Genomic DNA, 13,754 nt, shown 5'->3' on the forward strand with positions numbered 1-13,754 from the left:
GTCCGCCGCAGGACCGCTCTGCCGCCATCCGTCGGCAGCCTTTCCTTTGTTCCTGTCCACCGGTCCGCAGAGGCACCGAAGCCGAGCACGGGAACCTGCCACGCCATAGCCAGAATCCGGGCGATTTCCCGCAGTAACAATTGCCTGCCTGTGGTAACTGTCATTGCGAACATCGCATGGAGATTAAGATACATGACGGATAGGAAAACCCATATCCGCAATCGACCACTTTCCGTTTTCAGGGAATTTCTGGAGAGCGAAACCGCTGGTGGCTTGCTCCTGATGGGAGCCGCCGCTGCTGCTCTTGTTGTCGCGAATTCTCCGTTGTCCACCGTTTATTTCCAGGCGCTTCATTCCTATGTGCTTGGATTGAGCATCGGGCATTGGATCAATGACGGTCTGATGGCGGTCTTCTTCCTGCTCGTGGGCCTGGAGATCAAACGCGAGATGCTGGATGGCCAGCTCTCCACATGGTCGCGCCGCATCCTGCCCGGCCTGGCGGCGGCGGGCGGCATGCTGTTTCCCGCTCTCATCTATGTGGCATTCAACCGCGGCAATCCGGAAACCATGAGCGGCTGGGCCATTCCCACCGCGACGGACATTGCCTTCGCCTTGGGAGTGTTGTCCCTGCTGGGGCCCCGCGTTCCGACATCGCTGAAGATTTTCCTGACGGCTCTCGCCATCATCGACGACCTCGGCGCCGTCGTCATCATCGCGCTGTTCTACACGGCGGAGCTGTCGCTGACGGCGCTCGGCATCGCAGCGGCCATTCTGGCCGTGCTTGTTCTCCTGAACCGGGCCGGAGTCGAAAAGCTTTGGCCCTACCTGATCCTCGGTGCCGGGCTATGGGGGGCCGTGCTGGCCTCCGGCATCCACGCGACGCTGGCCGGTGTCGCCCTGGCGCTGACCATCCCGCTGCGCCCGGCCCCGGGCCGGCCGGATGACATGCACTCGCCGCTTCACCGGCTGGAGCACGGCATCCATGGCTGGGTTGCGTTCTTCATCGTGCCGCTCTTCGGTTTCGCCAACGCCGGCGTGTCCTTTGCCGGCATGGAGGCCTCGATCCTGACCGAGCCTCTGCCGTTGGGCATCGCCCTCGGCCTGTTCCTGGGCAAGATGGTCGGTGTGTTCGGTACCGCTTGGATCACCGTGAGACTGGGCTTTGCCGACATGCCGGCGGATGCCTCGACCGTCCAGCTCTTCGGCGTGGCTCTGCTGTGCGGCATTGGCTTCACCATGAGCCTGTTCATCGGCGCGCTTGCCTTTCCGACCTCGCCGGAGCTTGGGGATGCGGTCAAGGTCGGCGTATTCGCCGGCTCGCTCCTCTCGGCGACGGCCGGAGCCGTTCTGCTGCGCTTCGCTCACCGGGAAATCCGGCCGATGACGGGGGCCGCCTGATCCACCATGCCGTCCGCCCCTCCATCGCATGAGGTGGAGGGGCCCCGCTCCGCCCTGGAGTGTGATCGGTGGTCGCACCATGCCGTCGCCTCGGGCCTGCTGTGGCAGCCTGCCGCCGCCCCGATGACGTTCATGGCGCCGTTTGCGCGGAGCCGACCCATCCTCCGCCGGGCCGTTTCTTATCGTGAGGTGTTTGCAACCCCGGACATAGACGGCCTTGTCACGGGAGCGCCAATGAACGACAGGATTCGTCATTACTGGGAGATCGTTCGTACAAGCCTCTGGCTGGTGCCGGTCCTGATGGGGTGCGCCGGGTTCGGACTGGCCGTCCTCCTGTTGTCCTGGGGGCGGGGCATCATCAGCAATGCCGGCGAATATTGGCTGATCTATGCCGGAGACATTGATAGCGCCCGTCAATTGCTGTCCGCGCTGCTGTCCGGCATGATCACGATGACCTCTCTGGTGGTCTCGATCACCATGGTCGTGCTGACGCTGGCGGCCGGCCAGATCGGTCCGCGTTTGATCCGCACCTTCATTCAGGATCGTACGACGCAGGGCGTGCTTGGCCTCTTCCTTGCGGACATCGTTTACCTGCTGGTGGTGTTCCGTACCATGGACGGGGAGCGGATCGACAGCGTCCCGCATTTGGCGGTGAGCGTGGGGACCGGTCTCACCACCCTTTGCCTGTTCGTGCTCCTCTATTACGTCCACAGTCTTGCCCGGTCGATCATCTACGACAACGTGGTGCAGAACGTGGCGTCGGAACTGTGCAGGATGGTGGATGCCCTGCTTCCCGAAAAGGCCGAACCGCCGATCCCAGCCGAAAGCCCCGGAACGGATTTCACGTGGCTCGCCCTGCATCAGGACGGCTATATCCAAACGCTCGATGCGGAGGCGCTTGTTACCGCGGCCCGACGGGCGGATGCCGTCGTTCGGATAGAGGTCCGACCCGGACATTTCATGATCGGCGGTGGCGAGCATATCGCCGTCTATCCGCCGGAAGCCTGCACGGACGACTTTTGCCGGGCCATCCGCTCCGCCTTCATCGTCGGGCCGGAGCGCACACCCACCCAGGATGTGGAGTTCGGCATTCGTCAGTTGGTGGAGATCGCGACCCGGGCCTTGTTTCCGGGCATCAACGACGTGTTTACCGCTCTTGCTGTGATCGACAACCTGTCCGCCGCGCTCGCGCATATCTTCGGCCGCGGGCTCGAACCATCGGTGTTGCGCGACGGTGACGGAGTGGTCCGTGTCATCAGGAACATTCCGGACTATGACAGCTTCGTCGGCGCCGCTTTCGATCAGATCCGGCAGGGAGGCAGCGGCAGTCCGGCGATCTTGATCCGGCTGGCGGAGGCGCTCGGAGAGCTTGCGGCACGGGTTCATGCGGAGGAGATGCGGGGCCCGCTGCTTGAGCAGCTCGACTCCGTGCTGGCGACGGGTGAGCAGACAATCTCCATCGATCGGGACCTTAGGATTCTAAAAGAGCGCTGCCGACAGGCCCGCGACCGTCTTTCGTGCTGACTATGAAGCCGTACCCGCTCATCGAACGGTAGAGGCTCGGGCACTTCCTTGCGCGGAAACCTGTCTGGACCCAGGGAAGGCTGAAGCGGGAACGGTGAAGCGCAGCATGAGGGGCGCGGTGTAAATGCCGCACCCTTTTCCCCTTGCTCCGCCCATTAATATATTAGTATATTGAACTCATCGCCCGTGCTTGCCCTCCTGGCGCCGGGCCCGGATTTTCAGCTCCCCTCAAGGATGCCCAGTCATGCGTTTCCTGACCCGTGACCAGCTTGCCGGCGGCGCGTTCGACGTCGCCCACACCGACGGCGCCCCAACCCTGCCCGTGACCATTCTCCAGGTGGGGGACGGCAATTTCCTGCGCGGCTTCGTCGATTGGATGGTCGATGTCGCCAACGGGCAGGGACTGACCAAGGCCGGCGTCGCCATCGCCCAGCCGCTGGACCAGGGCATCGCACCGCTGCTGAAGGCGCAGGACAACCTCTACACCGTCCTGCTGCGCGGCATCGAGAACGGGCAGGAGGTCGAATCCCGCCGCGTCGTCTCCTGCGTGTCGGAAGCGCTGAACCCCTATGCAGACTGGGCACGGATGGTCGAGCTGGCCGTGTCGCCGGCGCTGCGCTTCTTCGTCTCCAACACCACCGAGGCCGGCATCGCCGACCGTGAGGAAGCCTATGCGCCCGGCACCTGCCCGGACAGCTTCCCGGCCAAGGTCGCGGCCCTGCTGCATGCCCGCTACACGGCGCTGGGCGGCAGCGCCGACAGCGGTCTGGTCTTCCTGCCCTGCGAGCTGATCGAAGCCAACGGCACCAACCTGAAGCGCATCGTCCTCGCCCACGCCAAGCGCTGGGGCCTGGAGGCCGGCTTCGCCGACTGGATCGAGACGCACAACCACTTCCTGAACACGCTGGTCGACCGCATCGTCCCCGGCTACCCAAAGGACGAGGCCGCGGCGCTCAGCGCCAAGTGGGGCTATGAGGACAAGCTGGCCGTCGCCGCCGAGCCCTTCCATGTCTGGGTGATCGAGGGGCCGGCCCATCTGGCGGACGAGCTGCCGCTGCACAAGGCCGGCCTGAACGTGGTGTGGACTGACGATCTCCAGCCCTACCGCACCCGCAAGGTCCGCATCCTGAACGGCGCCCACACCGCCAGTGCGCTGGCCGCCTATTGCGCCGGGCTCGACACCGTCAAGTCGATGATGGACGACCCGACCGTCTCGGCCTACCTGAACACAGTGATGTTCGAGGAGATCGTCCCCTACGTGCCCTTGCCGGAGGCCGAGCGCCAGGATTACGCCCGCACCATCATGGAGCGCTTCGGCAATCCCTATATCCGGCACGAGCTGATCTCGATCACGCTGAACTCGGTGTCGAAGTGGCAGGTGCGCGTCCTGCCCAGCCTGAAGGACGCGGTGGCCCGCAACGGCTCGGCTCCGGCCGGCCTGTCCTTCTCGCTGGCGGCGCTGTTGCGCTTCTACCGCGGCGAGCTGTCCGGCGGCGCCTATGCCGGCACGCGCGAGGCCGGGTCCTACCCGATCAGCGACAATGCCGAGGTGATCGCCGCCATGAGCGCCGCCTGGGCGGCCAACGGCAGCGATCCGAAGGCGCTGGTTGCCGCCGTCCTGTCCGACGTCCGCCTGTGGAAGGAGGATCTGACCGCCGTCCCCGGCCTCGCCGCGCGGGTGGCCGACAGCCTCGCCGCCATCGAGGCGAAGGGCATGAAGGCCGCCATGGCCGATCTGGTCGCCGGCTGATCCGGCAGCTTTATTGTGGGAAAGCGGGGCGCGTCCATCGGGGCGCGCCCCGAAGGCATGACATCGATGACACCCCTTCTCAGCCGGCGTATCGCCGAACTGGAGCTTGACGCGGCCGTGCTGCGCCATCGCCTGTTGCATATCCCGCTCGCACTGCAAGAGGATTGCGGTCTGTGGGCAAGCCATAGGATCATCGGGCGTGAGGCGTTGAGCCTGTTCCGGGCGGTGCGCCAGGAGACGCGTGACAGCGGGGAGGATTGCGATCCGGCGCTCGGCCGGATCGAGGCCGCCTATCAGCTCGTTCACGACGCGATCCTGGCGCTGTCCGAACTGGCTCTTGCCGACCCGCCGACGCGGCACTGAAACGCCGCACTCCGATGCGTGAGGAAGACCGACGATGCAGACGACCGAAACCAGGAAGCGGACACGCCGCGGCACCCAGCGGGTGACGATGACCGACGTGGCCACCGCCGCCGATGTGTCGGCCAGCACCGTCTCGCTCTATCTCCGCCGGCCGGAGGCGGTGTCCCGCCATCTCGCCGAACGCATCGCGCGGGTGATCGACGAGATGGGCTATGTGCCCAATCTGGTCGCCGGCAGCCTCGCCGCCGCGCGCAGCCGCACCGTCGGCGTCATCCTGCCGTCCATCCTGAATTCCTTCTTCGCCGAGACCTACAACACGCTCCAGGGCATGTTCCAGGCGGCGCATTACCAGACCCTGCTCGGCGTCAGCGAGTTCAGCCCGGAGGAGGAGGAAAGCCTGATCCGCGCCTTCCTCGCCTGGTCGCCGGCGGCGATGGTGGTGACCGGCTTCCATCACACCGAACGGACGCGCGCCATGCTGGCCTCCTGCGGCGTGCCGGTGGTGGAGATGTGGGACATGCCCGGCCACCCCGGCGAGGCGGTCAACATCAGCGTCGGCTTCTCGCATTTCGAGGTCGGCCGCATGCAGACCAGCCACCTCTACGACCAGGGCAGCCGCAAGGTCGCCTACATCGGCGCCGCCGCCCACCAGGATCTGCGCGTCCGCAGCCGCACCGACGGCTACGAGGCCGAGGTGATGCGCCGCGGCCTGCACGATCCCATCGACTTCACCGTTCCCGACGCCGCGACGACGGAGGTCGGGCGCTGGCTGATCGACGAGATCCTGACCCGCCATTCCGACATCGACGGCGTCGTCTGCTCCAACGACGCGCTGGCTCTGGGCGTGCTGTTCGAGGTCACCCGCCGCGACCTGAAGGTGCCGGACGATCTGGCGGTGGTGGGATTCGGCGACCTTCCCTTCAGCAGTTCCTGCCCGCCGCCGCTGACCACCGTCCGCCCGCCCCAGCGTGAGATCGGCCGCCTCAGCGCCACGCAGATCCTGGCGGCGCTCGACGGTGTCCGCGTCACGCCGAAGCACCACAATCTCGACTGCGAACTGGTGGTCCGCGGCAGCACCCGGCCGGTGGTGGATGGGCCGGCAGCGAAGCGCTGACGTCCGCGCCTTGCCGTTTCCCGATTGCGAGTCATACCCTCGATTCCAGCTATGGCTTTCGGCGTAATCCCGCCGAGCCGCTCACTGGACGGGGGCAGGGTGCATGCGGACGCAAGGACGGGACGATACCGGCGGCTTTTCCGGCCGCACCGGGCGGTTGCGCCGGCTGATGCCGGGACTGGTGCTGCTGTTGGCCCTGGCGATCCCATTCTCCGAAGCGGCAGCCGCCAAGCCCGACCGGTTACAACGGCTGCTCGACCGTTTCCTGGCCGACGAGGAGTTGGACGGCGGCATCCTGCTGGTGTCGGGGCCGGACGGGCGGCGGCTGGTGGTGTCCGGCATCGCCGACCGCAAGGGCGGACGGCCGGTGACGGAAGACACCCGCTTCTACGTCGCCTCCGTCGGCAAAATGGCGACCGCCGCCGCCGTGCTGCAACAGGTGGAGGAGGGGCTGCTCTCGCTCGACCAGCCGGTGCGGGAACTGGCTTCCGACCTGCCGCTCGACAGGATCGCCAACGCCAACCGGGCGCGTCTGGTCCATCTGCTCGACCACAGCTCGGGCATTCCCGATTACATCACCGACGCCTATAAGGCGGATGAGGCGGCCAGGCCGGAACGGCTGCCGCGCGACGGCACCCTGCTCGCCTATGCGGCGGGGGAGAAGGCGACCGGTCCGGTCGGCGGGCATTACGAATACTCCAACAGCAACTATGTCCTGCTCGGCCACATCGCGTCGCGGCGCGACGGCGTTCCCTTCGCGCAGGTTCTGCGGACCCGCGTGCTGGAGCGGGCCGGAATGGCCTCGACCAGCGTCGGGGCCGATCCGCGTGACCGCAGCCTCGCCCATGGCTACACCGAGGAGGGCGACGTCAGCCGGCGGTCCTGGGCGGCGACCACCGGCGACGGGCCGCTGGTCACCACCGCCGGCGATCTGGAACGCTTCGTCTTCGCCCTGTTCCGCGACAACCGGCTGCTGGGGGCGGCGACCGTCCGCCGCATGCTGACCCCGTCGGAGAATGAGGACGGGCAGGGGCTGGGGGTGGCGCTGTGGAAGGACAGCTGGGGACGCGGCGCCGGCCATGACGGGCGCTATGACGGGTTCGAGGCCGATGTCCGCTATTACCCCGACCGCCGCACCGCGCTGATCTTCCTGACGAACGGCAACCAGCAGAGCGACGATGCCCTGCTGGATGCGGTGGCCGAGGAGGTGTTCGGCCCCTGAGCCGGCTGCGGTTGACGATTATTATTATCAATAGGATAGTAAATGTAGAAAAACACAACTTATTAAGCAGGGTGGACAGGCCCATGGCGCTCGGACTGCATGCTTCCCGTCGCAATTTTCTCGTCGGAGCCGGCCGGTTCGCCGGTGCCGCCGCCGCGGTCCGGCTCATGCCGGGTTCCGCTTTCGCTGCGGAGGCGGGCGCGGCCTATTGCCCGCCGCCGTCCGCTTGGTCAGATCTGGCGAAGGGGGTGAAGGGCGGGGTGCTGCGGCCGGAGGATCCGTTCTTCGCCGATATCTGCCGGCCCAACAACCTGCGCTATGGCGCCACCCTGCCGGCCGGCATCGCCCGCTGCTCGCGGCCGGAGGATGTCCAGGCCTGCATCGCCTGGGTGAAGCAGCAGGCCATGCCCTTCGCCGTGCGGTCAGGAGGCCACAATTACGCCGGCTTCTCCACCACGCCCGGCCTGCTGATCGACATGACGCTGATGGCCGGGGCGGAGCCGGTGAAGGGCTCCGACGGGCTGGTCAGGGTGCTGGGCGGCACGCTGAATTCCTACGTCTACAAGCAGATGGAGCGGCTGGGCCGCACCATCACCCATGGGCGCTGCGATTCGGTCGGTGCGGCCGGCTTCCTGCTCGGCGGCGGCATCGGCTTCAACATGCGCAAGTTCGGCATGGCGTCCGATCTGCTGCGGGGAACGGAGCTGGTCAAGGCCGACGGCAGCCATGTGAATGCCAATGCGGATAGCGAATCCGCCCTCTACTGGGCCTGCCGCGGCGGTGCCGGCGGGAATTTCGGCATCAACACCTCCTTCACCCTGGAAACCCGCCCGGCGGAGCCGGTGACGGTGTTCAATCTGGTCTGGACCAACAAGGATCTGCCGAAAATCCTGAAGCTCCTGCTGACCGAACTGGCGGCGGCGCCCGACGAGTTCGGCAGCAAGATCAACGTCACCATCCCGAGCTGGCAGGAGCGCTGCGCCAACGTGCCGCTGAAGCTGTCGATCCTCGGCCAGCTGCACAAATCCAAGACGACGCTGAAGGAAATCTTCAAATCCACCTGGGAGTCGATCGACTGGAGCCAGTCCAAGCTTGAGGAGAATGTGCCCTACTGGACGGGGCAGGATTTCCTGACCGAGACGACCTTCCCCTATTATTACCAGGAAAAATCCAGCTACATGAAGGCGGCGGACATCGGCGACGAGGCCATCGCCGCAATGTTCGACTGGGCGGCCAGGATGCCCGCCACCTCGATGCCGGTCGCCTTCAAGTTCTTCCAGGTCGGCGGCGCCATCAACCGCGTCGGCCCGACGGAGACCGCCTATGTCCACCGCGGCTATGACTGGCTGTTCTCGGTCGAGGCCAACTGGTGGCGGCCGACGGATTCGGTGCTGCTTGTCGAGCAGGCGCTGGAGTGGCAGCAGCGCTTTTATGACGACGTGAACCGCCGGACCAGAGCGCAAGGGGCGTTCCAGAACTTCCCCGATCCGTCGCTGGCCGACTGGCAGCGGGCCTATTACGGCGAGAATCTCGCCAAGCTGGCCGAGGTGAAGAAGGCGGTCGACCCGACCATGCTGTTCACCTTCGCCCAGGCGATCCGCCCGGCGTAACGTTCCAGGCCAGGGTTGCGGGTCAGTCGGCCCGCAGCCCCTGCGCCTGGAACTGTTTGCGCACCCGTTCCACCAGTTCGCGCGACGGCGGTTCGGTGTCGGTCAGCATGTATTTGCGCCCCAACGCCTTCCATTTGTGTTCGCCCATCTTGTGGAAGGGCAGCACATCGACCCGGTCGACCACGCCCAGCCCGGCGACGAACTCAGCCAGCCCGTCGATCTCGGCCGCGTCGTCGGTCAGGTTGGGAACCAGCACGTAGCGCAGCCAGATGCGCTTGTTCAGCCCGGCCAGCCGTTCGGCGAATTCCAGCGTCGGGCGCAACGGAACGCCGGTCAGATGGCGGTAGGTCTTCTCCGAAAAGGCCTTGATGTCGAGCAGGACGAGGTCGACGTCCTCCAGCAGATGGTCGTCGGCATGGTTGCCGAGGAAGCCGGAGGTGTCGAGGGCGGTGTGCAGCCCCAGCGCCTTCGCCCCGCGCAGGATGGCGGCGGTGAATTCCGGCTGCACCAGCGGCTCGCCGCCGCTCAGCGTCAATCCGCCATGGGCGCGCTGCAGGAAGGTGGCGTAGAGCGCGATGTCGTCGAGCACCTCCGCGGAGGTCGTCCGCGTCCCGTCATGCATGTGCTGGGTGTCGGGGTTGTGGCAGTAGAGGCAGCGCAGCGGGCACCCCGACATGAACAGCACATAGCGGATCCCCGGCCCGTCCACCGTGCCGCCGGTCTCGACCGAATGGATCCAGCCGGAAACGGAGCCGGGGCGGGTTTGGGGGAGGGGGGATGTCATAACCGATCCAATTTTAAAACTCTGTGCCCGGATATCCCCCTCTCCCCAGGGGGGAGAGGGGATTTTACCGGGATGAGTGGAACAGCCCTCAATGCTTGTCGTGGAACGTCCGGCTGATGACGTCGAGCTGCTGCTCGCGCGTCAGCTTGATGAAGTTCACGGCATAGCCGGACACCCGGATGGTCAGCTGCGGATACAGCTCCGGATGATCCATGGCGTGCAGCAGCGTCTCGCGGTCGAAGACGTTGACGTTGATGTGGTGGCCGCCCTGGGCGGCATAGCCGTCCAGCATGCCGACCAGATTGCTCACCCGCTCGTCTTCGGTCCGGCCGAGGGCGCCGGGGACGATGGTGAAGGTGTAGCTGATGCCGTCCTGCGCATGGGCGTAGGGCAGCTTCGCCACGCTGGCCATCGAGGCGATGGCGCCCTTCTTGTCCCGCCCATGCATCGGGTTGGCGCCCGGCGCGAAGGGCTGGCCGGCCTTGCGGCCGTCCGGCGTGTTGCCGGTCTTCTTGCCGTAGACCACGTTGGAGGTGATCGTCAGCACCGACTGGGTCGGCATGGCGTTGCGGTAGGGCTTCTGCTTGCGCAGCGCCGTCATGAAGCGCTCGACCGCCCACACCGCGATGTCGTCGACCCGGGCGTCGTTGTTGCCGAAGGCCGGATAGTCGCCGTCGATCTCGAAATCGGTGGCGAGGCCGTTGGCGTCGCGGATCACCTTCACCTTGGCGTGCTTGATCGCCGACAGGCTGTCGGCCACCACGCTGAGGCCGGCGATGCCGCAGGCCATGGTGCGCAGGATGTCGCGGTCGTGGAATGCCATCTCCATCCGCTCGTACATGTACTTGTCGTGCATGTAGTGGATGGCGTTCAGCGCGTTCATGTAGACCTTGGCCAGCCACTCCATCATCGGCTCGAAGCGGGCCATGACCTCGTCATAGTCCAGCACGTCGCCGGTGATGGGCGCGTAGGCCGGGGCGATCTGCTCGCCCGAAACCTCGTCCTTGCCGCCGTTGATGGCGTACATCAGCGTCTTGGCCAGATTGGCGCGGGCGCCGAAGAACTGCATCTGCTTGCCGATGCGCATGGCCGACACGCAGCAGGCGATGCCGTAATCGTCGCCCCAATAGCCGCGCATCAAATCGTCGCTCTCGTACTGGACCGAGCAGGTCTTGATCGAGGTGTCGGCGCAGAAGCGCTTGAAGCCATCCGGCAGCTTCTCCGACCACAGCACCGTCAGGTTCGGTTCCGGCGCCGGGCCCAGGTTGTGCAGGGTCTGCAGCATGCGGAAGTTGGTCTTGCTGACCAGCGTCCGGCCGTCCAGCCCCATGCCGCCCAGGCATTCCGTCACCCAGGTCGGGTCGCCCGAGAACAGCTGGTCGTATTCCGGCGTGCGCAGGAAGCGGACCAGACGCAGCTTCATGACGAAATGGTCGATCATCTCCTGGGCTTCCGCCTCGGTGATGACGCCGTCCTTGAGGTCGCGCTCGACGTAGATGTCGAGGAAGCTGGACACCCGGCCCAGCGACATGGCGGCACCGTTGGCTTCCTTGACCGCCGCCAGATAGGCCAGATAGGTCCACTGCACGGCTTCCCGCGCGGAGGCGGCCGGGCGCTTGACGTCGAAGCCGTAGGAGGCGGCCATCTCGACCAGCTCCTTCAGCGCGCGGATCTGCTCGGAGATCTCCTCGCGCAGGCGCAGCACGTCCTCGTCGATCCGGCTGACTTCCAGCGAGGCCAGCTGGGCCTTCTTGTCCTTGATCAGGAAATCGGCGCCGTACAGCGCCAGCCGGCGATAGTCGCCGATGATGCGGCCACGGCCATAGGCGTCGGGCAGGCCGGTGATGACGCCGGACTTGCGGCAGCGCAGCATCTCGGGCGTGTAGACATCGAACACGCCGTCATTGTGCGTCTTGCGCAGGACCGGGAACACCTCCTCCAGCTTCGGCGACGGGGTGTAGCCATAGGCCTCCAGCCCGGTCTTGACCATGCGCCAGCCGCCGAACGGCATGATGGCGCGCTTCAGCGGCTTGTCGGTCTGCAGGCCGACGATCACTTCCAGCTCGCGGTCGATATAGCCGGCGGCGTGCGAGGTGATCGAGGCGAAGACTTCGGTGTCGGCGTCCAGAACGCCGCCCTTGGCGGCGCGTTCCTGCTTCAGCAGGTCGGTGACCTTGGCGAACAGCGCGGTGGTGCGGGCGGTGGGACCGGCGACGAAGCCCGCGTCCCCTTCATAGGGGGTCAGGTTGCGCTGGATGAAATCGCGGACGTCGACCGAGCGGCGCCAGACGCCCGGGGCGAAGCCGCGCCAGGGGTCGGCGGCGGACTGCTGCTCCGTGGCCTGGGCAAGTCCGTCCATCAGCAGGGTGTCCATGATGACTCCTCAGAGATATAGCCGTCGGCGCGGGTCAATGGCCGTGTCGGCGGTCTCGTGGTGCCCGCGAACCGCGCGGGACGATTGGAAGCATAGGCGCAATCGGCGCCGGATTCGTTGATACACGTCATATTTTCAGACCGGGCGCGGGGCGGTCGATGCGATGACCGATGCCGTGCGTTGCGCCCGCTCTGTAGTTTTACTACATACTCCCGGACGGGCTTCCGGACAAGGCGGACAGGCCCGGCATTTTGTCGCAGGGCAGGGCTGGAGCGGTTGGAAACGCTCGGAAAGGAGAGGCCGCACCCGCGACGGAATCGGTCGTTCGCAGCGCTGTATATGTAGCTTTGCTACATGTGCTAGGCTGACCCGAAATCAGAAGGGAGCGTCCCCCACATGCTGGCGAGAATCGCCGCCGTCCGCGACCAGATCCGGCCTTCGGAACGCAAGCTGGCCGACTATGCGATGGCCCATCCGGGCGACGTCATCAACCTGTCCATGGCCGAACTGGCCGACCGGGTCGGGGTGAGCGAGCCGACGGTGGCGCGCTTCTGCGCGGCGCTGGGCTGCCGCGGCTTCCGGGAATTCAAGATCAAGCTGGCGCAGGACATCGCCGGCGGCATGCCGTTCCTGCATCAGGACCTGTCGGTGGGCGGGGAGCTCGATGCGGATGGGGGCGTGCCGGGGGCGGTGCTGGCCGGCAAGCTGTTCGACCGCACCATCGCCACGCTGATGCAGGTGCGCAACAACCTGCCGGCCGACGCGGTGGACCGCGCCGCCGACGTGCTGGCCTCGGCCCGGCGGATCGAGTTCTACGGCTCCGGCAACTCCGGCACGGTGGCGGAGGACATCCAGCGCAAGTTCTTCCGGCTGGGCATGCCGACCGTCGCCTACACCGACTCCCACGTCTATTTCGCCTCGGCCCTGACCCTGGCGAAGGGCGATGCCGTGGTTGCGGTGTCCAGCACCGGCCGCACCCGCGACATCCTCGATGCCGTGCAGAACGCCCGCAAGGCCGGGGCCGACGTGGTGGCCCTGACCCGCTCCGGGTCGCCGCTCGCCGACATGGCGACGGTCAGCCTCGTCGCCGACGTGGCCGACGATTTCGACATCCACTCGCCGATGACCGTGCGCATCGCCCATCTGGTGCTGGGCGACATCCTGTCCATCGCCGTCGCCCTGCGCATGGGCGACACGCTTCAGGAGCGGTTGAAGCGCCACGACCGTGCCGTGGATGCCCATGTGTCGGAGCGTTAGGCGGCAACGCAGTCCAAGCGGCAGGGGGATAGTTAAGACAGGTCAGAGGTTTTTGCGGACCGGAGCCGCAAGCCGGGCAATTCGACAAAAACCCCGAAAAAGGATGGAAGTCCTATAAGCTGTGGCAGGTCGAACCCATTCACGGAGGCCCGCCATGCCGCTCGACAGTCAGACCGCCGCCGATTGGGCCGGTTCGCCCGAGCGGATGGAACGACAGCCGGGGAACTGTCTCACGCCGTTCCACCGTCCCGGCGAGGCCCTGTCGCAACCAGGGGCAGGGCCCGATAGGACGCGGTGCGACATGGAACGACAGGCGGGGTCCTGTTCCACGCTGTTCCACCGTTCCGGCTGGAGTCTG

At 66.2% G+C, this 13,754-nt stretch carries 10 protein-coding genes; 8 read left to right on the top strand and 2 right to left on the bottom strand.

The annotated features are described in order from the left end of the window. The first annotated feature begins 192 nt into the window (after positions 1-192). The 7 genes from nhaA to ACWPN8_RS28240 all read left to right on the top strand — a co-directional run bounded on the left by nhaA (position 193) and on the right by ACWPN8_RS28240 (position 8,981). Positions 193-1,398, top strand: coding sequence for a Na+/H+ antiporter NhaA (gene nhaA / locus ACWPN8_RS28210; RefSeq protein WP_109451812.1), 1,206 nt, complete (start codon positions 193-195; stop codon positions 1,396-1,398). A 234-nt stretch (positions 1,399-1,632) separates the two neighbouring features. Beyond that, positions 1,633-2,922, top strand: a complete 1,290-nt coding sequence (locus ACWPN8_RS28215) for a DUF2254 domain-containing protein (RefSeq protein ID WP_492243149.1) — start codon at positions 1,633-1,635, stop codon at positions 2,920-2,922. Positions 2,923-3,166: 244 nt separating this feature from the next. After that, on the top strand, positions 3,167-4,672 hold the full coding sequence (locus tag ACWPN8_RS28220) for a tagaturonate reductase (protein WP_492243150.1): 1,506 nt from the start codon (positions 3,167-3,169) through the stop codon (positions 4,670-4,672). 66 nt (positions 4,673-4,738) lie between these two features. Then, positions 4,739-5,035: a hypothetical protein gene (locus tag ACWPN8_RS28225; protein WP_109453314.1), complete on the top strand. Its 297-nt coding sequence runs from the start codon at positions 4,739-4,741 to the stop codon at positions 5,033-5,035. A gap of 34 nt (positions 5,036-5,069) precedes the next feature. Beyond that, positions 5,070-6,149, top strand: a complete 1,080-nt coding sequence (locus tag ACWPN8_RS28230; protein ID WP_492243151.1) for a LacI family DNA-binding transcriptional regulator — start codon at positions 5,070-5,072, stop codon at positions 6,147-6,149. A 103-nt stretch (positions 6,150-6,252) separates the two neighbouring features. After that, on the top strand, positions 6,253-7,371 hold the full coding sequence (locus ACWPN8_RS28235; RefSeq protein ID WP_492243152.1) for a serine hydrolase domain-containing protein: 1,119 nt from the start codon (positions 6,253-6,255) through the stop codon (positions 7,369-7,371). Positions 7,372-7,454: 83 nt separating this feature from the next. Continuing rightward, complete coding sequence (locus ACWPN8_RS28240; protein WP_492243153.1) at positions 7,455-8,981, top strand: FAD-binding oxidoreductase; 1,527 nt, start codon at positions 7,455-7,457, stop codon at positions 8,979-8,981. 22 nt (positions 8,982-9,003) lie between these two features. On the opposite strand, the gene pflA is transcribed toward ACWPN8_RS28240, so the two are convergent. Together pflA and pflB are read right to left on the bottom strand one after the other, a co-directional pair. Continuing rightward, positions 9,004-9,765 carry a pyruvate formate-lyase-activating protein gene (gene pflA / locus ACWPN8_RS28245; RefSeq protein WP_492243154.1) on the bottom strand — a complete coding sequence of 254 codons (762 nt, stop codon included), beginning with the start codon at positions 9,763-9,765 and terminating at the stop codon, positions 9,004-9,006. Between the two features lie 88 nt (positions 9,766-9,853). Then, entirely contained in the window at positions 9,854-12,139 is a 2,286-nt protein-coding gene (pflB, locus tag ACWPN8_RS28250) for a formate C-acetyltransferase (protein ID WP_492243155.1), read from the bottom strand. 396 nt (positions 12,140-12,535) lie between these two features. On the opposite strand from pflB, the gene ACWPN8_RS28255 reads away from it, so the two are divergent. Continuing rightward, complete coding sequence (locus ACWPN8_RS28255) at positions 12,536-13,396, top strand: MurR/RpiR family transcriptional regulator (protein ID WP_492243156.1); 861 nt, start codon at positions 12,536-12,538, stop codon at positions 13,394-13,396. Positions 13,397-13,754: the final 358 nt, after the last annotated feature.

The sequence above is a fragment of the Azospirillum sp. UENF 112521 genome, from assembly GCF_058780665.1.

Excerpts from the sequence above, each read along its gene's own strand:
- nhaA (WP_109451812.1), top strand. The coding sequence starts at position 193 with ATGACGGATAGGAAAACCCATATCCGCAATCGACCACTTTCCGTTTTC.
- pflA (WP_492243154.1), bottom strand. The coding sequence starts at position 9,765 with ATGACATCCCCCCTCCCCCAAACCCGCCCCGGCTCCGTTTCCGGCTGG.
- ACWPN8_RS28220 (WP_492243150.1), top strand. The coding sequence starts at position 3,167 with ATGCGTTTCCTGACCCGTGACCAGCTTGCCGGCGGCGCGTTCGACGTC.
- ACWPN8_RS28215 (WP_492243149.1), top strand. The coding sequence starts at position 1,633 with ATGAACGACAGGATTCGTCATTACTGGGAGATCGTTCGTACAAGCCTC.
- ACWPN8_RS28235 (WP_492243152.1), top strand. The coding sequence starts at position 6,253 with ATGCGGACGCAAGGACGGGACGATACCGGCGGCTTTTCCGGCCGCACC.
- pflB (WP_492243155.1), bottom strand. The coding sequence starts at position 12,139 with ATGGACACCCTGCTGATGGACGGACTTGCCCAGGCCACGGAGCAGCAG.
- ACWPN8_RS28225 (WP_109453314.1), top strand. The coding sequence starts at position 4,739 with ATGACACCCCTTCTCAGCCGGCGTATCGCCGAACTGGAGCTTGACGCG.
- ACWPN8_RS28240 (WP_492243153.1), top strand. The coding sequence starts at position 7,455 with ATGGCGCTCGGACTGCATGCTTCCCGTCGCAATTTTCTCGTCGGAGCC.
- ACWPN8_RS28230 (WP_492243151.1), top strand. The coding sequence starts at position 5,070 with ATGCAGACGACCGAAACCAGGAAGCGGACACGCCGCGGCACCCAGCGG.
- ACWPN8_RS28255 (WP_492243156.1), top strand. The coding sequence starts at position 12,536 with ATGCTGGCGAGAATCGCCGCCGTCCGCGACCAGATCCGGCCTTCGGAA.